The organism is Synechococcus sp. R70.1, assembly GCF_047461675.1.
GTDB lineage: Bacteria > Cyanobacteriota > Cyanobacteriia > Thermostichales > Thermostichaceae > Thermostichus.
Map to the genome: position 1 here is coordinate 13,482 of NZ_JANSHR010000030.1, position 21,897 is coordinate 35,378.

17 protein-coding genes are annotated in these 21,897 nt (G+C 60.8%); 12 read left to right on the plus strand and 5 right to left on the minus strand.

Features of this window, described 5'->3' with window-relative positions; translation table 11 throughout:
• The first annotated feature begins 50 nt into the window (after positions 1-50).
• Complete coding sequence (locus NW807_RS05115) at positions 51-1,058, plus strand: glycosyltransferase family 2 protein (protein ID WP_414425450.1); 1,008 nt, start codon at positions 51-53, stop codon at positions 1,056-1,058.
• A gap of 9 nt (positions 1,059-1,067) precedes the next feature.
• Here NW807_RS05115 and NW807_RS05120 read toward each other — a convergent pair whose 3' ends face one another.
• Positions 1,068-2,294 carry a YcjF family protein gene (locus NW807_RS05120; RefSeq protein ID WP_414395465.1) on the minus strand — a complete coding sequence of 409 codons (1,227 nt, stop codon included), beginning with the start codon at positions 2,292-2,294 and terminating at the stop codon, positions 1,068-1,070.
• Positions 2,295-2,530: 236 nt separating this feature from the next.
• Here NW807_RS05120 and NW807_RS05125 point away from each other — a divergent pair, with 236 nt between their 5' ends.
• The 3 genes from NW807_RS05125 (at position 2,531) to NW807_RS05135 (ending at position 4,129) form a co-directional block, all read left to right on the plus strand.
• Entirely contained in the window at positions 2,531-3,082 is a 552-nt protein-coding gene (locus NW807_RS05125) for a Dps family protein (RefSeq protein ID WP_414410795.1), read from the plus strand.
• A gap of 140 nt (positions 3,083-3,222) precedes the next feature.
• Positions 3,223-3,495, plus strand: a complete 273-nt coding sequence (locus NW807_RS05130; RefSeq protein ID WP_414395469.1) for an Asr1405/Asl0597 family protein — start codon at positions 3,223-3,225, stop codon at positions 3,493-3,495.
• Positions 3,479-4,129, plus strand: a complete 651-nt coding sequence (locus NW807_RS05135) for a (2Fe-2S) ferredoxin domain-containing protein (RefSeq protein WP_414425451.1) — start codon at positions 3,479-3,481, stop codon at positions 4,127-4,129. The genes NW807_RS05130 and NW807_RS05135 overlap by 17 nt, the downstream gene beginning before the upstream one ends.
• An 86-nt stretch (positions 4,130-4,215) precedes the next feature.
• Here the strand turns inward: NW807_RS05135 and thrC are convergent, their stop codons facing one another.
• Both thrC and NW807_RS05145 read right to left on the minus strand, forming a co-directional pair.
• Positions 4,216-5,328, minus strand: a complete 1,113-nt coding sequence (gene thrC / locus NW807_RS05140; RefSeq protein WP_414425452.1) for a threonine synthase — start codon at positions 5,326-5,328, stop codon at positions 4,216-4,218.
• 71 nt (positions 5,329-5,399) lie between these two features.
• Positions 5,400-6,899, minus strand: a complete 1,500-nt coding sequence (locus tag NW807_RS05145) for an isochorismate synthase (protein ID WP_414425453.1) — start codon at positions 6,897-6,899, stop codon at positions 5,400-5,402.
• A 331-nt stretch (positions 6,900-7,230) separates the two neighbouring features.
• On the opposite strand from NW807_RS05145, the gene menA reads away from it, so the two are divergent.
• From menA to gyrB, 8 genes are all read left to right on the plus strand, one after another.
• Positions 7,231-8,097, plus strand: coding sequence for a 2-carboxy-1,4-naphthoquinone phytyltransferase (gene menA, locus NW807_RS05150; protein WP_414405151.1), 867 nt, complete (start codon positions 7,231-7,233; stop codon positions 8,095-8,097).
• A gap of 169 nt (positions 8,098-8,266) precedes the next feature.
• Positions 8,267-10,009 carry a hypothetical protein gene (locus tag NW807_RS05155; RefSeq protein ID WP_414425454.1) on the plus strand — a complete coding sequence of 581 codons (1,743 nt, stop codon included), beginning with the start codon at positions 8,267-8,269 and terminating at the stop codon, positions 10,007-10,009.
• An 81-nt stretch (positions 10,010-10,090) separates the two neighbouring features.
• On the plus strand, positions 10,091-11,269 hold the full coding sequence (locus tag NW807_RS05160; RefSeq protein ID WP_414425455.1) for an LptF/LptG family permease: 1,179 nt from the start codon (positions 10,091-10,093) through the stop codon (positions 11,267-11,269).
• 74 nt (positions 11,270-11,343) lie between these two features.
• Positions 11,344-14,436 (plus strand): hypothetical protein, encoded by a 3,093-nt coding sequence (locus tag NW807_RS05165; protein ID WP_414425456.1) that lies wholly within the window; start codon positions 11,344-11,346, stop codon positions 14,434-14,436.
• 72 nt (positions 14,437-14,508) lie between these two features.
• Entirely contained in the window at positions 14,509-15,744 is a 1,236-nt protein-coding gene (locus NW807_RS05170; protein ID WP_414410803.1) for an LL-diaminopimelate aminotransferase, read from the plus strand.
• An 82-nt stretch (positions 15,745-15,826) separates the two neighbouring features.
• On the plus strand, positions 15,827-16,834 hold the full coding sequence (locus NW807_RS05175; protein WP_414425457.1) for a Gfo/Idh/MocA family protein: 1,008 nt from the start codon (positions 15,827-15,829) through the stop codon (positions 16,832-16,834).
• Between the two features lie 33 nt (positions 16,835-16,867).
• Positions 16,868-17,434, plus strand: a complete 567-nt coding sequence (gene rimM / locus NW807_RS05180; RefSeq protein WP_414425458.1) for a ribosome maturation factor RimM — start codon at positions 16,868-16,870, stop codon at positions 17,432-17,434.
• Between the two features lie 135 nt (positions 17,435-17,569).
• Positions 17,570-19,498 carry a DNA topoisomerase (ATP-hydrolyzing) subunit B gene (gene gyrB / locus NW807_RS05185; RefSeq protein ID WP_414395487.1) on the plus strand — a complete coding sequence of 643 codons (1,929 nt, stop codon included), beginning with the start codon at positions 17,570-17,572 and terminating at the stop codon, positions 19,496-19,498.
• On the opposite strand, the gene NW807_RS05190 is transcribed toward gyrB, so the two are convergent.
• Together NW807_RS05190 and NW807_RS05195 are read right to left on the minus strand one after the other, a co-directional pair.
• On the minus strand, positions 19,495-20,724 hold the full coding sequence (locus tag NW807_RS05190) for an ATP phosphoribosyltransferase regulatory subunit (RefSeq protein ID WP_414395489.1): 1,230 nt from the start codon (positions 20,722-20,724) through the stop codon (positions 19,495-19,497). The genes gyrB and NW807_RS05190 overlap by 4 nt on opposite strands.
• Position 20,725: 1 nt before the next feature.
• Positions 20,726-21,799: an isochorismatase gene (locus NW807_RS05195; protein WP_414405152.1), complete on the minus strand. Its 1,074-nt coding sequence runs from the start codon at positions 21,797-21,799 to the stop codon at positions 20,726-20,728.
• Positions 21,800-21,897: the final 98 nt, after the last annotated feature.

The window sequence follows — 21,897 nt, forward strand, 5'->3', positions numbered from 1 at the left end:
CAGCGCTCAACACAAGAGTTGCTAGAGAAAGAATCCCTACTTTTTTTCCGATGTCTCCCCTTACTCCTGAGCTCTCGGTTGTCATCCCCTGCAAAAATGAGGCAGACAACCTAGAGTCCCTGTTTGAGCGCTTGCAGCTCACCTTGGATCCCCTGGGGATCCCCTACGAGGTTATCTGTGTCAACGACGGCAGCCAGGACGACACCCTAGAAAAGCTCATTGCTTTCCATCGCCGCGATCCTCGCATCAAGGTGGTCAACCTTTCCCGCTGTTTTGGCAAGGAGATTGCCCTCACGGCGGGTCTGGATTATGCCTCCGGCAGGGCTGTTGTTCCCATCGACGCTGACCTGCAAGACCCACCCGAGCTGATCCCCCAGATGCTGCAGCTATGGCGGCAAGGGTACCAGGTGGTCTACGCTGTGCGCCGCAGTCGCCAAGGGGAAAGCTGGCTAAAACGCCTAACGGCCAACGGGTTTTACTGGGTGATCGAGCAGCTGAGCCAGGTGCCGATCCCGCGCAATACGGGGGATTTTCGCCTCTTGGATCGGCAGGTGGTGGAAGCTATCAAGCAACTGCGGGAGCGCACCCGCTTCATGAAGGGGATCTTCGCCTGGGTGGGCTACCGCCAGGTGGCCATTTTTTACGACCGCGCCCCCCGTTTTCGCGGCAAAAGCCAGTGGAATTACTGGCGGCTGTGGAACCTAGCCATAGAAGGCATCACCTCTTTTAGCTCCTGGCCGCTGCGGGTGTGGAGCTATCTGGGCCTGGGGATCTCGCTAGCCGCTCTGCTGTATGGCCTTTTCCTCGTCGTCCGTACCTTGCTGTTTGGATCCGACGTGCCTGGCTACGCCTCTTTGGCGGTGATGATCTTGTTTTTGGGCGGGATCCAGTTGATTAGTCTAGGCGTGATTGGAGAGTACTTGGGCCGCGTTTTTGAAGAGGTCAAGGGCCGCCCTTTGTACCTAGTCAATGGCACCTTTGGGCTGGAGAGCTCCCCCCCTTTGCCTGCAGCAGAGTCCCAATCCATCTACAGCTGCAGTTCGCTGCCTAGCCAATAGGAGCGACCCTCACTCTTTTAGAGCAGTGCGCCTAGAGGCCGCATATTGTCGGTACTCGCGCACAAAGATCTCCTGCACTTCCTTTTGGGAGAGCTGGATCCCTCGAATTTCAGCGCGAGCAATGGCTTTCATCAGCTCAATGTAAGCCAAGCCCAGGGAAAGGGTGAGGGTGGCTGCTGTGGTGGATTGGATAATGCCGCCTGCAAGGGATCCCGCGCCAGGAATCATCTTTAGCAAGTTGGAGACAATCGCCCGCCCAGTGACCACTGCGCCCCCAATGCCCGCCAGACTCGCTATCAGAGAGTAGTAAAAAGAAGGAGAAGCTTTGTAGCCAAAGATAAAGCTAATATTGGCAATCATGCCCACTTGTGACGCTACCAGTAGAGGGGCATCCGCAAAAGGAAGGGGTGCGGCCCCGATGAACGCTGCGCTAGCCACATAGGCCGACACATACTTAAAAGCAGCATCAGCTTTGAGATCTACCCGCAACAACTGCTGCCGGATGAAAGCAAGGCGAGCGGCTTCCGGCAGTAGCTCCGACGTACAGCCAATCAGGTGCTCCAGCCCATGGGCGGGTATGGTGAGGTGTCGGTTAATGACCTTGTCCCGGGCCAAAACAGGAACGATGTAGCGAACGGGCAGATTTTGGCGCTGCAAGTACTGGAAAAACTCGCTCTCTTCGGGATTTGGGTATTCCAGACATTGGGTCAAGACCAGGATGACTGGCACATCTTTGAGTTCTAACTCTCTTAGCCACTCGCGCTCGGTTTCCTCCAGCCGCTTTAGCTCGTGGTGGATGCAATACCAAACAATGTGAATGTGATGTTTGGGATCCTTAAAGCGCAGCTCGTCGATGAGTTGGGCCACCTCGAGACGGATTTGGGTATTTTGTTCTCCCGCCAATTCCATGCCAGGTGTATCGTAGATGGTAATTGGGCAACCCTGCTTCGAGTACTTGCGAATGTGGCGGGTAACAGGGCTGCCAACTCCAGTGCGGGCCAGCTCGTCTTTAAACACCGCGTTAACTAAAGTGCTTTTGCCCACCCCGCTTTTGCCAATCACCAGGACGTTGCAATGGCCCATTTCGGCCTCCGCCTCTAGCAGGCTCTCTTGGAGCAGGTAGCCGGCCCAACCTTCTGGGTTCCCCTCTTGCCCCCGAGCACGCGCAACAGCCCGCTGGGTCACGTGAATAAGTCTTTCAATCCAGGAGGGCATTCTCGCCTCCGTCCGCGACATGATCTTTCCCCAGTGAGGGTCGGTACGGGATCCCTAATCCAGTGTGCCATCCTCTCCCCCACAGTTTCCGCCCCTGGCGCTTGTTCAAGAAGCTTTATTGAGAGCTATTCACAAGAGCTACTGGTTTGCCCTATGCTGGGGAAAAGTCAACACCAAAAACCCCTGCGTCGACTCAATCAACTCCGTTGGGTAGTCTGGGTAGATAGCTGTATCCTCACTTTGGAGAACCCTGCCCTATGTCTGAAACCTCAACCTTGCGTCAGGCCTTCAACACCGTCCGCAACAATGCTGTCCTGCTCGGCCCGGAGGTCACCCAGCCAATCTGCGAGGGGATGAACGCCCTTCTGGCCAGCTTCCAAGGGCTGTACTTGCAATACCAAAAGCACCACTTTGTGGTGGAGGGCACTGAGTTCTACCCCCTACACCAACTGTTCAAGGATCACTGCGAGCAGGTGAGGGAACACGTCCACGACCTGGGAGAGCGCCTTGCTGGTTTGGGGGGTGTGCCAGTGGCTACCTTTAGCAGCTTGGCCAAGCTCTGCTGCTTTACCCCTGAGCCCGATGGCGCTTTCGAGGCCCGGCAAATGTTGAAGAACGATCTGGCTGCGGAGCAGGCCATCATCGATCTGCTGCGGCGCCAGGCTGCTCAGGCGGAGAGCTTAGGGGATCGCGCCACCCGCTACCTCTACGAGCAGATCTTGCTGAAGACGGAGGATCGGGCCTTTCACCTCAATCACTTCCTGGCCAATGACAGCCTAGTGTTTGGCTTGATGGACGCCAGAGCCTAGCCCAGATCCAGAGCAGGCTTGCCGGTCAAGGGGGCCTGCCGCTTGCAGGCAGACCTCATTTTTGCAACGTCTTGTTGAAAACCTATATCACTATTGCCTAGCTGCGTTTAGACTTATTTGCCGAGGCTTTGCTTCTGGCCATGAACCCCCTGTCCTATGGAAGTGGCTATTGCTTGCAGATCCCGCTAGGGGAGCGCTGGCGCATTCGGCGACGGCTGGTGGAGTTGGGGATCCCAGCAACCTGTACGGGAGAGGGCTATTTGCAGGTGCAGGTGGACTCGCCTTTGGCTGTGGTGCAGGTGCGCAGCGTGATCCGCCAATACACGGCGCGGCGGCAGGAGTTGTTGGACAGCCTAGAGGCTTGTTGGCGCCTCAACGCAGAGGCTGGCGGACAAGATGAGCAAGTTTGCTAAGCAAAGGATCCCGTTTGAGGTAGAGGGCCAGTTCCTGGGATTTCTTCCCGACAAGGATGGCAAGCTCAAGTACTTGCGCTGGCAGGCCGAAGCAGAAGTGTTTGTCGGCAAGATCCCCAAGCCGCTGCGTTCCGCCCTCTACCGTACCCTCAAGCCAGGGGATAGGGTGCAGATTGCGGGGGAGCGGGAAGTCGATCTGCTCAAGGAGCGGGAGAAATGGGTGCTCTACCGCGTGGTTCCGCTCGGGGAGAGGGCAGGGTGTATAGCTTCCGGGGCCGAGGCAGATCCTGAGCCAGGTGCTCCAAAGGCTAAAGGTAAGGTGCTGGTCTGCCAAAAATCCAACTGTTATCGGCGTGGAGCCGGAGCGGTTATTCAGGCCCTAGACTTCCATTTAGCTGCCTACTCCGGCTCAATTTGCGTGCAGGGGGTGGGCTGTCTGAAAGATTGCCAGCGGGGCCCAAACGTGGTGTTCCTGCCCGACAAAGTTTGCTACAGCGGTGTTTCTCCGCAAGCTGTCCCTGCCTTGCTAGAGCGGCACTTTCCGCTAGTTCAGCAGGCTGACCAAAGCCAGGCTGCTGCAAGCCAAGGTGTACAGCCCGAAGAGCGCAAGCGGGCCTCGGCGCTGTATTGGTAGTCCCCGTTCGCAACAGCAGCAAGTTCATTTGCCTAGGAGTACGTTGAGCGAGGAGGTCATGCTCCCGCTACCCGAATCCGGCAGCCCTAAAAGCCCATCAAGCGGGCCACAGCAGCCAAGTCGGGAAGAACCCCCGCGTGGATGGGAGCAGATCCCTGGTGGGCGGCCGTGTCGGGATCCTTAAGGCCGTTGCCGGTGAGCACGCACACCACCTGGGCGCCGGCAGGCACCTGATCCCGCCATTTCAGCAATCCCGCCACTGCAGCGGCACTGGCCGGCTCGCAGAAGATCCCTTCCTCTCTTGCCAACAGATGATAGGCGGCCAAGATCTCCTCGTCAGTTACACTGTCTACCCGCCCACCGCTGACTTGGACGGCCGCCTTGGCCTTCGCCCAACTGGCAGGGTTGCCAATGCGGATGGCCGTGGCCACCGTTTCTGGGTGCTCCACGACACGGTTGAGGACGATGGGGGCGGCGCCAGCAGCCTCAAAGCCGTAGAGCCGTGGGCGACGGCTGGCCTTGCCTCGCTGGTAGTAGTGGCAAAAGCCCATCCAATAGGCGGTGATGTTGCCGGCGTTGCCCACCGGAATACAGAGCCAATCGGGAGCATCTCCCAAGGCATCCACCACCTCAAAGGCGGCAGTTTTCTGCCCCTCCAGCCGAAAGCGGTTGACAGAATTGACCAGTGCCACCGGGTAGGCTTCCGCCAGTTGCCGCACCATGGCCAGTGCCTGGTCAAAGTTGCCCCGAATGGCAATGATCTCCGCCCCATACATCAGGGTTTGGGCCAGCTTGCCCTTGGCCACATAGCCATCAGGGATCAGCACGTAGGCCCGCAAGCCCCCTTTGGCTGCATAGGCAGCGGCTGCTGCCGAGGTATTGCCAGTGCTGGCACAGATGATGGCCTCTGCCCCCGCCTCTTTGGCTTTGGACACCGCCAGGGTCATGCCCCGATCCTTGAAGCTACCCGTGGGATTGAGGCCTTCCAGCTTCAAGTAAACCTGGCAGTCTCGCCCCAGCCGTCGGCTCAGCGCGGGAGCGGGGATCAAAGGGGTATTGCCCTCATGCAGCGTCACTACGGGGGTGTTGGGACTGACGGGGAGCCACTCCCGGTAATGCTCGATAACGCCGGGCCAGAGACCCACTTGGGCGCGGGATCCGGCCCTGGGCAGGGAATAGGTGGGATTGAGGGTAACCATGCTGCGGACAAGGCCAGCTCTCTAACTTTAACTGTTCGGAAGACCGTTGTAGCGGCTTGGCCAGCTCTCGGCTAAGGGCCCAGGGGATCTGGCGGCCGGAGGGCCAGGGCCTGGACCAGCGCGTGCAGCTTGAGGCGGATCTCAGCCACCTCCTGCTCGGGCTTGGAGTCGGCTACGATGCCAGCGCCAGCATACAGGCGGGCCCGCTTTCCCTCAATCAGGGCTGAGCGGATCCCGACCACCAACTCGCCATTGCCCTGTAAGTCCACCCAGCCCAAGGGGGCGGCATAGCTTGCCCGATCAAAGGGCTCTAGCTGCGCTAGCCACTGCAGTGCTGCCTGCTGGGGATAGCCTCCTACAGCGGCAGTGGGGTGGAGTTGGGCCAACAGGTCAAACAGGTGGACGTGGTCGGGAAGTTCCGCTTCGATAACAGTTTGTAGGTGCTGGATGTGGGCCAAACGGCGCAGCCGTGGCTGAGGGGAGATCCAGGGATCCATCCCCAGCCAGCCCAGAGCCTCCTGAATTGAGCGCACCACCCACTGGTGTTCGCGGCGGTTTTTGGGGCTGCGGAGCAGCTCCTCGGCCAAGCGGCAATCCTGGGGCCCGGTAGAGCCGCGGGCAACCGAGCCTGCCAAGGCATCGATCTGCACCCGGCCTTGCCACACCGAAAGCAGCCGCTCTGGGCTGGCTCCCAAAAAGACTTGGGGAGGCAAATCCCCCTTGCTTTCTGAGGCAAAGGCAAAGACGCTGCAGTCGGGATGATAGGCCTCCAGGTAGGCCAGCAGCGAAGGGATGGCGGGGGGAGAGGGCAACGCCAGGTCTACCGCTTCCGCCAGCACCACTTTCTCAAGGGATCCCGCCCGAATGACTTGCAGGGCCTTTTCAATTCGCGCCAAGAGGGCCTCTTCTGCCAGGGCCACCTCCAGAGGGGGCTGGGGCCTCCAGGCGGGCAAGGGGGCCTGGGCAAGGCGCTGCATGTGGGCAAAAAAGGCGGCGATCTGGCCAGCTAAGGCTGCCAAGTCGCTGTCGGGGCCAATTTCTAGGTTGAGCCGCGCCACCGTCAACTTCCCCTGCACCTGCAGTAGCTGCCAGCGCGGCAGAACCAGCGCTGCTCCGCCGCCACTGTGGGGGGCAAAGCCAAAACGGCAGAAGCACAATAGGCGCTCCTGGGGGCTACTTGGAGCCGGAGCGGTGTGAACATGAGGCTGCAGGGCTTGCACAAAGTCTCGCGCCACCTGGAATCGCTTCTCTCCGGCAAGATCAGCCCGCCGCAGGGATCCCCACCCCAGCACTTGCACCCGTTCCCCCTGCACCGTGTGGGCAAAGTAGCAATAGCTAGGAAGGTGCTGGAGAGGAAGCAAGCTCAACTCTTGGGCCAGGGCCGCCAGGGGATTGAGCCCGGGGAAGGGCCAGGCCAAGCTGAGAATCTGAGGAACCCCCTTTGCCCGCGCTAGCTGTTGGCAGGCTTCTAGGAGGGGCTTTTCCTTCTCTGGCCAATCAGCAGGGCTTAGCGGCGGCCGCCCGGCTCTTGCCGCGCCGTGGACATTCCAGGGGAAAAGAGAGGAAGTCATGCGCAAAAAAGAGGGAGATAATCTCACCTTGGCCGAAAACAAGACAAGCGTCGATAGAGACTTGGCAGGGCGCTTGAACCTACGGTTCGCTTCCGCGAACAAGACAAGGAGAGGAGCCAGGGGCGAAACTTGAGGAGCTTCTTCACAGATTGCAAAGTTCCTTAGCATCCTTGGAGATGGGAACAGGAGCCCCCTAACCTAACAAGTACGGGACCAAGCCAATACCACCATGCCTGCCCAGCCGCAGCCGCCTAAGACAAATCCAAAGGCTAGCCAAGGCCAGCTTGGGGAAGAGAGCAGCCGAGATGCTTCCTTGCGGCGACAGCTGTGGATGGCTGCCCTCAAGCCCCCCATCTACAGCGTGGCCATCATGCCCATTTGGGTGGGATCCGCCATCGCCTACACCCAGGTGGGGGAAATGGACGTGGAGATTTTGCTGGTATTTCTGGGGGCGGCCGTTTGCCTCCTGGCTTGGGTCAACCTCAGCAATGACGTGTTCGATGCCCAGACAGGAGTGGACAAAAACAAGCTCCACTCGCTAGTCAACCTGACGGGCAAGCCGGCGCAGGTGTTCTGGGTCGGCAACGCCTTTCTGGCCCTGGGGCTAGCCGGGATCCTCTGGCTGAGCTGGCGGCAGGGGGATCCCACGGTGTTGCTGTTGGTACTGCTAGCCTGCGGGCTAGGCTATGCCTACCAGGGGCCGCCGCTGCGGCTGGGCTACCAAGGTCTTGGGGAGATCCTCTGCTTTTTGAGCTTTGGTCCACTGGCGGTTTTGGCTGCCCACTACAGCCAAAGTCGGACTTGGTCGTTGCCGGCCTTGGCAGCCTCGCTGGTGGTGGGAATGGCAACCAGCTTGATCTTGTTTTGCTCCCATTTCCATCAAGTGGAAGATGATCGCGCTGCCGGCAAGCGCTCGCCAGTGGTTCGCCTGGGCACCCGCCGCTCCGCCCGCCTCGTCCCCTGGATCTGCGGCAGTGTTTTTGGCCTGCTGCTGCTGTTTGTGGGGCTGGGGATTTTCCCAGCCTGGACGCTTCTGGGTTGTGCCGGGATCCCGTCTGCCGTGCGGCTTTCCCGGCTGCTGGGCACCTATCACAATCAGCCGCAGCGGATTAGTCATTCCAAGTTCATTGCTGTTGGCCTCCACTTTTGGCTGGGGCTGTTTCTGGGGCTGGGCTTTATCCTCAGCCGCTTGGGTTAGTTAAGGGGAAGACGGGGGTTGTGATCTAGATCCTCCTGCTGCTGGCAAACTGCGCTAAGCTACAGCCTAACTGCCGGGTTGAGGAGCTGGGGATCAAAGCGGAGAAGTCGTAAGGATGCGGCAATTTTTCCATTCCAATCTAGGGGTAGCGCTCTTGGGGAGCGGGCTCTTGGCGGCTTTGGTTGCCTGGGCCTTGGCTCTTGAAATTGAAGAAGTGAAAGTGGAGCCTTCTCCCCCAGATCAGCCCCTTTCGGTCAGCCGCAAGGTGGACATTGTCGGACAGCAGGGGGGACGCCGTCGTTGGCGACTCATCGCCGAACAGGTAAAGCTGGCTGCCGGGCAACAGGTGTTCGAGCAGGGAGCGCGGGGCTACTTCTATGGAGACGGTGTCGATGCCGGGGAAGGCGCGCCGAGTCCGTTTTTTGCCAGCAGCAAGCAGGTGACTTGGCGGGCCAAGCGAGCCCGCTACGATGCCACTGCCGACGAGCTGTACCTGGAGGAAGAAGTGGAGGTTAGAAGTGACGACGGCAGCTTGCTCCTGACTAGCGCCTTGAGGATTACCCCTGCAGAGCGCATAGAAGTGCCAGCAGCGTTTACCGTCAAAGGGCAAGAAATGGTGCTGCAAGGCCGCTCCGGCTCGTTTAACTTTCCCTTTGCCCTCCTCAGGGCCGAGCAGGGCAAGCTCGTTGTCCTGCCGAGGGATGGCCTGGACGGCGCCACCTCCACCACCATTACCGCTGACCAGCTCACCTACGACCGCACCCAGCAGGTGGCCGAGGGGAAGGGCAACCTGCGCATCCGCGAAGGGGGTCTTGAGATTCGCGCCCCCCAAGGCACTTACCTACGCCAACAGGCGCAAAGCATTCTCTCGGGTGGCGTGGTGTTGCAGGAGGTGGCTGCTAAAAGCAGCCGGGATCCCCTCCTAGCCGACCTGCGCTTGGCCCAGGCTGCTCCCGCTTCCGCGGCAACTCCAAACCCCCAGAACCAGGAAGTTACCATCATTGCCGACCGCCTCACCTACGACCGCAACACGCAAGTTGCCCGCGGGGAAGGCAACCTGGAAGTTCAACAGGGGGAAACCACCATCCAGGCAGCTCAGGGCATCTACCGCCGTCGCGAGTCCCAAAGCCTGTTGACAGGGGGAGTTACCCTGCGCGAGCCTGGGCGGGTGCTCACGGCTGCTCGTTTGGAGGGCAACCACCGCGACAAGATCTTCGTCTTTGAAGAGAATGTGCTCTACCGGCAGATGGCCACCTCCACGCCGGCTGGCGGCAGCGGATCCCTGACGGAGGAGCTGCGCCAGGCTGAAACGGAGGTGCGGGCTGCCCGCCTGGTTTACAACTCCCGCACCGGCACCTCGGAGTTCAGTGGGGCCGTCGAGTTTATCCAGCGGGGGCGGAAAGCCAAGGCCAACCAGGCCATCATCACCCCTGAGAAGGTGGAGCTGCGGGGAGAGGTGGTGATCGAGCAGATCGAGGGAGACTGGCTGGCGCGGCGCCTCCAAAACCCCCAGACTCAAGCGGATGTGGATCAACCGACGGTGATCTACGCCAACCACGTGGAAATTGAGCAAGCCAGCGGCAACGCCCGTTTCTTTGGTCAGGTGGTCATTGTGCAAGCCAACCGCGCTGTCGAAGGGGATCGGGCGGAGTACTCCGACCAAGAGCAGATTTTCAGAATTACCGCTGAGCGGGCTCCTGTTCTGCTTTGCGATCGCGGCGAGCTCAATCCAATTCCCCGCAAAACGACCGAGGGGCTGCCCGGCCGCGATGCTCTGGATCACCTGTGCCGAGGCGCCAACCGCCTCAGCGGCAAGCTGGTCACCCTGAATATAAAGCAGGATGAGTACACCGTCGAAGGGGACGGAGAGCGGCAGGGGATGGTTCAATTTCGCCTCACCGATGCCCTCTGAAGGGATCCAGCTCTTGCCTTCCGTCGTCTATGCCGGCTGGGGCGGCCAAAGTTGCACTCCAGTCTGAGGTGGTCAAGGCAAATGTCCACCCAATTGACCAAGGGTAAACGGCGCAAAGCTACTGCGGGGGAGGGGAGCTTTTGGGGATCCCTGAGGCTTGGAGGCTTTTTTTTGGAGTTTTATCTTTTTAAGGAGATGATCCGCCCCTTCTTCCTGGGAGTGGCGGGGGGCGCAGTGATGATGCTGGGCAACCAGCTTTTTATCTATGCCGATTTGCTGGTGAAAAAAGGAGCTCCTCCTCTAACAATTTTGCACATTCTCCTCCTCAACTTGCCCGCTATTTTGGTGGTTACCTTTCCCATTGCTGCCCTCTTTGCCACCCTGCTTACCCTGGGCAGGATGGGAGCTGATAGCGAGATGACGGCGCTGCGGGCGGCTGGGATCCCCTACCGCAAAGTGTTAATTCCCCTGCTCGGCATTGGCCTGCTGATTAGCGGCCTAGCGCTCTTTACCCATGAGGTGATTGTGCCCCAGACCAACCAAAAGGTGAAGACCCTCAACACCAACCTCATCCTGGCCCAGGATGCTCTTCCCTTCAACCCCGGAGAGGTGGTCCGGGTGGACAGCGACCTCTGGTTTCACGTTGGCTCGATGGACCCAAAGACAGGCTTGATGCAGGACTTGTTGATTTTGGATCGCAAGGCTGAGACGGGCCATCTGCGCTACCCGCAAGTGATCTCAGCCCAAAGGGCCCAACGGGTGGGCCAGGTGTGGCATTTGCAAGGGGTGGTGATCCGTCGCTATGACGAGCAGGGGCGCACCTACTACGAAGGCCACGTGGCAGAGATGGAGCTCAACATTGTCAACCAGTTGGTGGGCCTGGTGTATGCCGAAAGAGTGCCCCAGGAGCAACGGGCAGCAGAGCTGTGGGAGCAATGTCAGCGATACCGGAAGGAGCAACGTCCTGCTGCCGATGTGGCCCGCTGCCTGACGGAATACCACCTCAAGTTCGCCATTCCTCTGGCCAGCTTTTTTGCCATCTTGGTAGCGGCGCCCCTGGGCTTGCAGACGGTGCGGCAGACTGGCCGCTACGGCAGTGTGGCGCTAGCGATTGTTCTGGTGTTTGTTTACTATGTACTGATGAGCCTGGGACGTGCGATGGGTCGAGTTGGGTACGTCGATCCCTGGCTAGCTGCCTGGCTGCCGAACATGATTTTCGGTGGGGTGGGCCTCGGTCTGCTGTGGCGGTTTTTGCGGTGAGATCTGGTAGCTTCTCGCAGGGCTTCAGCCCATGGGCAAGGTGGCTAGCCCTTTGCTGGGGCAGCTCCCTGTGGGTGGGAACGGGGAGGGCGGTCTTTGCCCAGCCGGATCCCCTGCCTACCAACCTAGAGGGCTATCAGCGCTTTTGGGCAGCGCAAACCTCGGCCCAGCAGCTACAACTGGCTCACCGAGCTGCCAGCCCAGAACCGGTTGCTCCCACCGGCGCCAGCCTGTTGGGGGATCCCATCGCTCCATCCTCCCCGCCGTCTAGCACCCCTCCTGAAAAGGCCCTCACGCCAGAAGAGCTCAGCCGGCAGCGGCTGCAGCGGCTCTTGGCCGAGGGGGCAGCAGCCCATGCACGGCAGCAGGCGCAACAGGCCCAGGCAACACCGTCTTCCCGGCCTACTACAGCTATTCCTACTCTGGACTCCCTTCGCTCCTTTTGGCCTATAACTTCCCGAGCTGCTGACTTGCAGGTAGAAGAGCAGCCCAACGAAGCAAGGGGCTTCTCCCCTGTCGAGGGCCTGGCCACTGCTCAAGGGCAAAAGACGGCATTGACCTCGCCAGCCGGTGGGAACTTGAATACTAGCCCTCAGAGAACAGCTCAAAGCGGGACGGAGGTATTCACCCCCACTGCCGGATCCCTCCTAGCTCCCCAGTTGTTGGAGCGGTTCCCCCTGCTGCGGGACCTAAGCCCAGAAGCTGCTCCGCCTGCCGGCCAGGGATCCCAAATTCGCCAGCAACTGGCCACCACTGTCCAACGGCAGATCCCTCTTGACCCGGATCAAGTCAATGTCAGCGGGGATGTGCTCAGCTACCTTGCTGAACAAGATGTGGGTATTGCCGAGGGGAACGCCCAGATCCAGCTGGCTGACGGCACCCGCATCAGCGGCGAGCGGCTGGTGTTTTACCGGCGGGAACGGCGCCTGCGCAGCGAGGGCCCTTTTCGCATGGAGTGGCCTCCTGGGCCGCAGGGGCGCGGGATCCGGCAAATTGAAGGGCAAAACCTGGACTTGGATATTCCCGGTCGCAGGGCTCAATTTGAAAACTCGCTGGTGATCCTGCCTGGGGAGGAGCCGGGCACCAAGATCTTTGTGCGCAGCCAAAAGACCACCGCCCTGTTGGGGGATCAGATCTTCCTTGAGAAGGCAACCCTCACCACCTCACCAGAGCCGCCCATCACCCACTACGTGCAAGGGGATCGGGTGGAGGTGTTTCCCGACAACCAGGTTATCGTTTACAATGCCCGCGTCTTTGCTGGCGGCGAGCTGAGCAAGGAGGGCGAACTGCGGGCGGGGCTGCAGATTGCCTACCTGCCCCTTTTCATTTACAGCCTGCGAGATCACCAGTGGGTGCTGCCAGGGCGGAGCAAGGCGGAAGGAGTGTTTGTCAAGTCCAGTTGGGCCTACCGCTTCAACGAGTACAACTTTGGCGGCCTGCGGCTGGATGTCTTGCAGAAGAAAGGCCTGGGCCTTGGCTTTGTCCACGACTACATCCTCCCCATCCCCGACAGCGTCAACTATGGGCGGGCCCAGTTTTACCTGGTAACCGAGGCCGACGAGCAGCGCTTTTCCGGCCGCCTCCGCCTTGACCACAATTTCGACTTCTACGCCGCCAACCTCTTCGGCCAAGAAGGCCAACTGCGGGGACAGCTTAACCTCAACCTGGACAACACCTACCGCCCTGCCGGCGGGCGCAACGACAATGCCGATCTCCGCCTCAATGCCACCTTCCAGGGGGATCTCTCGACCACCACCCTCAACATCAACCGCAGCGGATCCCAGGAGAACGGCACCTACACCTTTCCCCTCACCCTCAGTCACCTGCAGCGCTATGGGGGCGTGCCTTGGCTGCAGTCGGATCTGCGCTTGGACTACAACCAGCGGGTAAGCGTCAAAGACGGGCCAGATTTTGCCGACGCACGGCTGACGCTGGGCACCCAGCTCACCCCCCCTGGCTGGGGTGGCACCTACCGCCTGGCCTACCGCGCCTACAGCAGCTCCAATGGCGACACCGAGCCGCGCCGCAATTTCGAGCTGGCCTTCAACCCCGATCTCCTCCGCCTCAGTCCCGATATCTTCCTCAGCAGCGCCCTTACCCTGACCCAAGAGCAACAGCCGAATCGAGAAGGGGGATCTGGCCTCAACTTTTTCAATCGCTACGAGCTGCGCTCCAGCCTTCAGTTCAACGACATTCAACCGGCTCCTTGGATCACCTTCATACCGGGTTCCATCGATTACACTCAAGTCCTATACTCCACTCCCAACCAGGAGTCCACCGTCAGCCTCAACCCCCGCCTTAGCTTCAAGCCTGCTGAATGGAACACCATCGACCTGCGCTACAGCCGCACCTTCTACGGCAACAACTCCGCTCCTTTTCAAACCCTTTCCGCCAGCCCCCAAGATGTAGATCGCCTCAACGCCAGCATTAGCTTCTTCACCCCACGCAATTTCCTGCCCAACGTGCCTCCCGGCTACCTTGCCTTTGAAGATGACCTGCCCGGCGAGCTGCCCATAGCCCTGACTTTTCCCGACGACACGCCGGAGGACTTGGAAGCAATTGCCTCCCGTAACCTGCAGGAGCTGCAGGCGCAAGTGAGGAACCTGCTGCGCTTTGACACCACCCTTGGCTATGACTTCGTCGCCCAAAGGTGGGATACCCTCAACGCCAACTTTACCTGGAACACCGTGCCCGAGCTGTTCAACGTCCAGGTGCAAACTTCCTACGACCTCAACAAGGGGCAATGGCAACCCATTCGGCTGGAGTACCGGGGGCGCAGCAGCACCACCTTCAACCGGGATCAACGCTCGGGTCTAGACAGCTATGAGCCGGGGATTAGCTACGCGCTGCAGGCAGTTTACGATCCCCGGTCGGGAGGAATTTCCACCTACGGCCTTGACCTGGATGCCACCCTCGGCACGCAGTGGCAAAACCACTGGCGGCTCCGCCTGGGCCTGACGGAGGCAGGGATCCGCCGCCTTGAGGTACGCCGCGACCTGCGGGATTTAGAGCTGCGCTTGGCCTACGATCCCCTGGCGGGGTCACTGCGCCTGGAAGGGATCCTGGTGGCCTTCCCCAGTCGCCCGGTGGGCCTGACGCAGGAGCGGGGAGAGTTTCAACTGACTTCACCAGTGGGCGCCTTCAGCCTGGAGAGGCTGGGGCTGTGAGCCGGTGAAGCAGCGGGGAATTGGCTTCGGCTACACTGGAGGGCCGACGGTTCTTTGCAGCGCTCAACTCCTATGGCCAGGATCAACGACCATTTCCTCAAGCTCAAGGCTGGCTATCTCTTTCCCGAGATTGCCCGGCGCGTGCAGGCCTTCGCCGCCGCCCATCCCGAAGCTCAGATCATCAAGATGGGCATTGGCGATGTCACCGAGCCGCTGCCGGCAGCCTGTCGAGCCGCCATGATCCGGGCCGTGGAGGAGATGGGGGATCGGGCTACCTTCCGCGGCTATGGACCGGAACAGGGCTACGAGTGGCTGCGCCAGGCCATTGCCCAGCACGACTTTCAGGCCCGCGGCTGCGACATCGACGCTTCCGAGATCTTCATCTCCGATGGCTCCAAGTGCGACTGCGGCAACATTCTGGACATTCTCGGCCACGACAACACCATTGCCATCACGGATCCTGTCTATCCGGTTTACGTGGACACCAATGTGATGGCGGGCCATACGGGGCCAGCCAACGAGCGGGGCGAATACGAGGGCCTGGTCTATCTGCCGCTGACGGCGGAAAACCACTTCACCGCCAGCCTGCCCGAGCAAAAGGTGGACGTCATCTACCTCTGCTTTCCCAACAACCCCACCGGCGCCGTGGCCACGCGGGAGCATCTGCAGGCCTGGGTGGACTATGCCCGCGCCCACAACTCGCTCATCCTCTTTGATGCCGCCTACGAGGCCTACATTACCGAGCCCGGGATCCCGCACTCCATCTACGAGATCCCAGGGGCCAGGGAATGTGCCATCGAGTTCCGCTCCTTCTCCAAAACGGCTGGCTTTACCGGCACCCGCTGCGCCTTTACGGTGGTGCCCAAGTCGCTGCGAGGCCAAGCTGCCGACGGCTCCTGGGTGGATCTGTGGAGCCTGTGGTATCGCCGCCAGTCCACCAAGTTCAACGGTGTGGCCTACATTGTGCAGCGAGGGGCCGAGGCTGTCTACTCTGAGGAGGGGCAGGCGCAGGTGCGGGCTCTGGTGCAGTTTTACCTGGAGAATGCCCGCATCATTCGTGAGCAGTTGGCCAAAGCCGGCCTCCAGGCCTACGGCGGCGTCAACGCTCCCTACGTTTGGGTAAAAGCCCCCGACGGGCTAAGTAGCTGGGAGTTTTTCGACAAGCTGCTGCACACCTGCCATGTGGTGGGCACCCCCGGATCTGGCTTTGGCAGCGCTGGCGAGGGCTATCTGCGCCTGTCGGCTTTTAACAGCCGCGCCAACGTGGAGGAGGCGATGCGCCGCATTGTCAGCGTGTTTGGAAGCTAAGGGGCTAGAGCTTTGGCGGGGGAGCAGGGATCTTCCCGGACAAGCTGGAGAGGGCAAGATCCCTGGTGTGGGGCTCCATGGGATGCTACAGACAGCAACAGGCTACGAGAGGAGACAGACCTTGCGGGTGGGGATCATCGGCACTGGCTACGCAGCTCGCTCACGGGCAGAGGCCTTGCGCAAAGATGAGCAGGTGCAAATTGTGGCTGTTGCTGGCCGAACGCCCCAGCGAAGTGCCGCCTTTGCTGCTGAGTTTGGGGCTCTTGCCTATTCCGACTGGTCTTCCCTGTTTTGCGAGCAGCGGCTGGATTTGGTGTTTGTCAGCACCATCAATCGGGATCATGCGGCCATCGCCCGTGCCGCCCTGGAAGCCGGGATCCACACCGTTGTGGAATATCCCCTGGCCTTCAGCGCTGCCGAAGCTCGTTCGCTGGTGCAATTGGCCGCGGAACGGCGGTTGCTGTTGCATGTGGAGCACATCGAGCTCCTCAGCGGCGTTCACCAGTTGCTGAGACGGGAGCTGGCAGGGCTGGGCAAGTTGTTTGCCGTTCGCTACATTACCCTCACTGCCACCCACCCTGCCCCTGACCGCTGGACTTATCGGCCCGACCTCTTCGGCTTTCCTCTCACGGGGGCTGTCTCCCGCATCCACCGCCTGGTGGACCTGTTGGGGAAAGTAGAGCGGGTGAGCTGTCAACTGCGCTACGACGGTCCAGACCTGCCCCACCGCTACAGCAGTTGCTACTGCACGGCCCAACTGAGTTTTGCCAACGGGCTGCTGGCGGTGTTGACCTACGGCAAAGGGGATTCGCTGTGGTGTTCCCAGCGCCTACTGGAGTTCCATGGCCAGCGCGGGGGCCTGTTAATCAACGGCGAAGAGGCGACGCTGTTGCGTCCCGGCAGCGCCCACCCCCTGGAGACCGGCTCCCGCCGCGGCCTGTTTGAGCAAGATACCCGCCTGGTGTTGGATCACCTACGGCAGGGCAGCCCTCTTTACGTGGATACGGAGAAAATGCTCCACGCCCTTGCTGTGGCCGAAGCTGCTGAGCAATCTGCCCAGACGCAGCAGGTCGTCTGCGTCCAGGATTAGTATTCTTGTGGCGACCTGGCTTGGGTTAGCGCCATGTCTAGGGATCGCGCTTGGCTGCTGGTGGGACAGGTGGTGGCGGCCCACGGTCTACGGGGCTGGCTGCGAGTTAAGTGTTGGTCGGATTTTCCGGAGCGCTTCACCCAGCCAGGGCCCCGCTGGCTGCAGCGGGATAGCGACCCCGAGCCCCTCCTGCATTCTCTAGTTGAGGGGCGGTTTTTTCCGAACAAGGGCCTGTACTTGGTGCGGCTAGAAGGGATCCCGGATCGCACAGCGGCAGAGGCTTGGGTGGGCGCTAAGGTGCTGGTGCCTGCTTCCCAGCGCCCCTCCCTGGGGCCGGAGGAGTACCACTACCGCGATCTCATTGGTCTAGCCGTCTACCATCAAGGGCGGCTGCTGGGGCATGTTTCGGCCATCTGGGCTGGTGGCCAAGATGTCTTGGAGGTCTCTACTCCCGACAAGCGGCAGGTGTTGATCCCCTTCGTGAAAGCTCTGGTGCCAGTGGTGGATCTGGAAAAAGGCCAACTGCAGGTGCAGCCGCCACCGGGCCTGGTGGAGAGCTTTCTCGGCCAAGAAGCTAGCCCTCCTGCACCCCCTGGCTAAGTCGGCCCTCGAAGGCCGCTGTTTTGCCCTTCTAGGCTTTTGTGCTATCATGGCGGCAGTGTTTTGGGTAATGGCCTCTTCTCTGGCCTCAAGAGTCAATTTTTCCGGGCTTGTGCTAGCGAGGCTGCGATTGCAATGACAGAAAACTACGGTGCGGAGCAGATCCAAGTTCTAGAGGGCTTGGAGGCTGTGCGCAGGCGGCCTGGTATGTACATTGGCTCCACGGGGCCAAAGGGATTGCACCACTTGGTGCATGAGGTGGTGGACAACTCGGTCGACGAGGCCCTGGCCGGCTACTGCAACGAGATCCAGGTTACCCTCTACCCCGACGGTTCAGTGGCGGTGCTGGACAATGGCCGCGGCATCCCGGTAGACATCCACCCAAAAACAGGGCAGCCGGCGCTAGTGACGGTCATGACCGTGTTGCATGCCGGCGGCAAGTTTGGGGGAGGCGGCTACAAAGTCTCCGGGGGGCTGCACGGCGTTGGCGTCTCAGTAGTAAATGCCCTCTCGGAGTGGCTAGAGGCCAGAGTCTGGAGAGATGGCAAGGTTTACTTTCAGCGCTTTGAGCGGGGGGCAGTCGTGGGATCCCTAAAGGCTGAGCCGCAGCCTCCGGGATCTCACCAGCGAGGCACAGAGGTACGCTTTAAGCCAGATGCCCTGATTTTCCCCGAGCGGGAGTTTGACTACGATCTGCTAGCCAGCCGTTTTCGGGAGCTGGCCTATCTCAACGCCGGCTTGAAGATTACCTTCAGCGATCTGCGGCGGGATCCCGTCCGCTGCGAAGTTTATCAATTTACGGGTGGCATTAAGGAATACGTGGCTTTTATTAACCACGAGAAAACCCCCCTCCACGCCGACGTTATCTACATCCACGGGGAGCGGGATGGGGTTGAGGTAGAAGCCGCCCTGCAGTGGTGTGGAGATGTCTACACCGATACGGTCATTGGCTTTGCCAACAACATCCGCACCACCGAAGGGGGCACCCACCTGGAGGGATTGAAGACTGCCCTCACCCTCACCATCAACAGCCAAGCCCGCAAGCTCAACAAACTCAAAGATTCTGATCCCAACCTGGCGGGCGAAAACGTGCGGGAGGGGTTGACGGCCATTGTCTCGGTCAAGGTGCCCAACCCCGAGTTTGAGGGGCAGACCAAAACCAAGTTGGGCAACACCGAGGTGCGGGGCATTGTCCAGACCATTGTCTCGGAGGCCCTCACGGAGTACCTCGAGTTCAACCCCAACGTGGCTAGGGGGATTGTCGACAAGGCCATCCAGTCCTTCAACGCCGCCGAGGCGGCCCGCCGGGCCCGGGAATTGGTGCGCCGCAAGTCGGCTTTGGAGTCCTCCACGCTGCCGGGGAAACTGGCCGACTGCAGTTGCCGCGACCCCGCAGAGTCGGAGGTGTATTTGGTCGAGGGCGACTCGGCAGGAGGCAGCGCCAAGCAGGGCCGGGATCGCCAGTTCCAGGCAGTGCTGCCCTTGCGCGGCAAGATCCTCAACATCGAGAAGGCCGATCCCGCCAAGATCTACAAAAACGCTGAGATTCAGGCCATGATCACGGCGCTGGGCTTGGGGGTCAAGGGGGAAGAGTTTGATCCCAGCCAGCTGCGCTACCACCGCATCATCCTCATGACCGACGCCGACGTGGACGGCAGCCACATTCGCACCCTGCTGCTTACCTTCTTTTACCGCTATCAGAAGGCGCTCTTGGAGCAGGGCTACGTCTACATTGCCTGTCCGCCCCTCTACAAGATTGAGTGGGGCCGCAACAATGTGCGCTACTGCTACAACGAGGCGGAAAAGGAGCAAGTTCTGCGCAGCCTGCCGGCCAACGCCAAGTACACCATCCAGCGCTTCAAGGGCTTGGGGGAAATGATGCCGGAGCAGCTCTGGGAAACCACCATGAACCCGGCAACGCGCGTCCTCAAGCAAATCACCATCGAGGATGCCGCCGAGGCGGATCGCATCTTCACCATCTTGATGGGCGATGCCGTCGGCCCCAGGCGGGAATTTATTGAAGCCCACAGCGGCCAGTTGGATCTGGCGGCTCTGGATATTTAGTCCACGTGGGAGATGTGGTAGCTGCCATCAGCCTGCACCCAGGCAATCTCGGGGATCCGGCACTGGCGGGCGTAGGCCTCGATCTCTTCGGGCGTCCGATCCAGCAACTCCAGCTCCACCGCCTCTGACTCCCGCCAGCGGGCAGCCAAGGCTAGGGCTGCCGGGATCCCTGCCGGCACCAGCGGCACCACCAACCGCTTGCAGGTCGCGGCCTCGGCCTGAGCATCGGGGGGCAAAAGCCGCAGCAGGGTATCCGGCAGGAGGGTAAAACCAATCCCTGGCTGCTCGAGTTGCTGCGGGCTATAGAGGGCATAGAGCCGGTCGTAGCGCCCGCCCAGGGCGATGACCTCTCCCCCCACCACTGCCTGGAAGACAATGCCGGTGTAGTAGGCTAGAGTCTGCAGCAAGCTAAGATCCAGCACCACCCGCACCTGATGGGCTTCTAGGATCTGGCACAACTGCCGCAGATCCCGCAGCCGCTCCGACGGCACCGGAAGCTGGGCAAGCTGAGGTAGAACCTGGTCAGGCTGGCCGCGCAGCCCCAGAATCTGCAAGCCAATTTGGCGGGCTGCTTCTGGCAAAGGGGCGGACTCCAGGTAGACGTAGTCAAGCTGGGCTATGGCGCGGCGCACTGCCGCCTGGGCCTTGGGAGCAACAGGGTTGAGCAGGCTCTCGGTCAAGCCCACATCTCCCAAAAGTAACGTCCAGTTGCTGAGGCCGACAGCGCGCACGCAATCGGCCAAAAGCAGCAAGATCTCGGCATCTGCTAGCCACCCGCCTGCACCGATGAGCTCCACTCCAGACTGGAAAAACTCTTGGCTAGTGTAGGATCCCTCCTCCCGCCGGCTATTGCGGAAGACGTTGCCGTGATAGTAAAGCCGCAGGGGCAGGGGCCCGCCCGCCAGCCGAGTAGCCGCCGCCCGCACAATGGAAGCGGTAAACTCAGGGCGCAGCCCCAGCATCGTTCCTTCCCCATCCCGCAGTTGCAGCACGGCCTCGCCGCGGATGGATCCTCCAGCCAGTAGCGTCTCCAGCCGCTCCAGGGTGGGCGTGATGATGCGTTGATAGCCGTAGCGGCGAAAAACCTGAGTTAGCTGCGCCTCCAGCCTTTCCCGCCGCTGGACCTCCCGCGGTAGGAAGTCGCGAGCGCCAGTGGGGGGGCGCAGGGAACTAGCTTCGGGGCGGGGATCACCGCCGACGCGATCGTACAGGCTGTCCTGCCGCATCCTAAAGAGGCCGGGGAAAGTCAGGCCAACTCCAGAGGGGCTCGGTAGAGCGCACTCGCCGCATCCCCGCTGCAGCAAAGCGGGCAAAGGCTGCCTCCGCCTGTTCACTAAAATCGACCAAGCCAGGGATCACTACCGGCGAGGTGCAATCTTCCAGAAGGTAGACCTTCTTGGCCAGGCTGGGATCCCTAGCTTGGATCTCCTGCAGCAAGTCGCTCACCGTCCAGGCGACGCAGTGGCTTTTGGCTTGGCCAGCGACAATCAGGGCGTCAAATTCCAGGAGGTGGCGGATAAGGGATGCATTTTTCTCATCGATGGGATCCCCCTCCGGCCCTGTCAAGACCTCCGGGCTGAGGGCAGAGTAATTTTCCGTCAAAGGGTTGGATCCCTTGAGCTCTAAGCGGGGCTGGCTGCAGCGGGCAATGGCGTGGAAAAAGATTGCCTCTTCTACTGCCGGCACCAGCGCATGGCCAATCCCGCCAAGCATGGAATGGTAGGGCCAGACCATGAGGGGATATTTTCCCCCTTTCTCCAGTTGCTCAGCATAGTGGAGGGCGTAGACCTGCAGCCGCCTCAGATCCCCCTGGGTGAGGTTGGCGGCCATGGCAGGGTTGACTTGCCAGCGGCCCGAGCGGATCTCATCTGCCGAGATGGCTGTAGCTGGCTCGGGGTGGGATCCCTGGGCATCCACCCAAAAGATGGGGTGGAAGATCTGCATAGCGGTGTGGGTGTCCAAGGTGGCCACGATCTGAGTGATGTGGGCCAGGTTGCGATAGATAAACTCGCACAGGCGGCGATTGTCCTCCACGGCCCCCAGGCCGCTGGGCCCCCCCACAAACAGCTCAAAGCCAGGAATGCAGAAGGTGTTTTGCACATCAATCAGCAACAGGCCCACCCGTACTCGATCTGCTGCCGCTGGTGGGATGCGGTACTCCCGGGCCCACTGCTCCGCCTCCAGCGCCCGCTGTTGGTAGGACACCCGCCAAATTTCCCCCACCCGCTCAGGATCAAAGTGGGAGGGGAGAGGCAGAGGTGGCGGCACCGGAGTTGTCAACTGCGGAGCAGAGGTGTCCATGGCGCTTCCCGTTTCTAGGGATCCCTGGCAGGCTGAACTTGCTACCATGGTAGCTCCAACTTGGGCAACCGATCTTCGCATGCTGCCTCCCTGGCTTG

Excerpts from the sequence above, each read along its gene's own strand:
- NW807_RS05135 (WP_414425451.1), top strand. The coding sequence starts at position 3,479 with ATGAGCAAGTTTGCTAAGCAAAGGATCCCGTTTGAGGTAGAGGGCCAG.
- NW807_RS05175 (WP_414425457.1), top strand. The coding sequence starts at position 15,827 with ATGCTACAGACAGCAACAGGCTACGAGAGGAGACAGACCTTGCGGGTG.
- gyrB (WP_414395487.1), top strand. The coding sequence starts at position 17,570 with ATGACAGAAAACTACGGTGCGGAGCAGATCCAAGTTCTAGAGGGCTTG.
- NW807_RS05130 (WP_414395469.1), top strand. The coding sequence starts at position 3,223 with ATGAACCCCCTGTCCTATGGAAGTGGCTATTGCTTGCAGATCCCGCTA.
- thrC (WP_414425452.1), bottom strand. The coding sequence starts at position 5,328 with ATGGTTACCCTCAATCCCACCTATTCCCTGCCCAGGGCCGGATCCCGC.
- NW807_RS05160 (WP_414425455.1), top strand. The coding sequence starts at position 10,091 with ATGTCCACCCAATTGACCAAGGGTAAACGGCGCAAAGCTACTGCGGGG.
- rimM (WP_414425458.1), top strand. The coding sequence starts at position 16,868 with ATGTCTAGGGATCGCGCTTGGCTGCTGGTGGGACAGGTGGTGGCGGCC.
- NW807_RS05190 (WP_414395489.1), bottom strand. The coding sequence starts at position 20,724 with ATGCGGCAGGACAGCCTGTACGATCGCGTCGGCGGTGATCCCCGCCCC.
- NW807_RS05125 (WP_414410795.1), top strand. The coding sequence starts at position 2,531 with ATGTCTGAAACCTCAACCTTGCGTCAGGCCTTCAACACCGTCCGCAAC.
- NW807_RS05145 (WP_414425453.1), bottom strand. The coding sequence starts at position 6,899 with ATGACTTCCTCTCTTTTCCCCTGGAATGTCCACGGCGCGGCAAGAGCC.
- NW807_RS05115 (WP_414425450.1), top strand. The coding sequence starts at position 51 with ATGTCTCCCCTTACTCCTGAGCTCTCGGTTGTCATCCCCTGCAAAAAT.
- menA (WP_414405151.1), top strand. The coding sequence starts at position 7,231 with ATGGCTGCCCTCAAGCCCCCCATCTACAGCGTGGCCATCATGCCCATT.
- NW807_RS05195 (WP_414405152.1), bottom strand. The coding sequence starts at position 21,799 with ATGGACACCTCTGCTCCGCAGTTGACAACTCCGGTGCCGCCACCTCTG.
- NW807_RS05120 (WP_414395465.1), bottom strand. The coding sequence starts at position 2,294 with ATGTCGCGGACGGAGGCGAGAATGCCCTCCTGGATTGAAAGACTTATT.
- NW807_RS05170 (WP_414410803.1), top strand. The coding sequence starts at position 14,509 with ATGGCCAGGATCAACGACCATTTCCTCAAGCTCAAGGCTGGCTATCTC.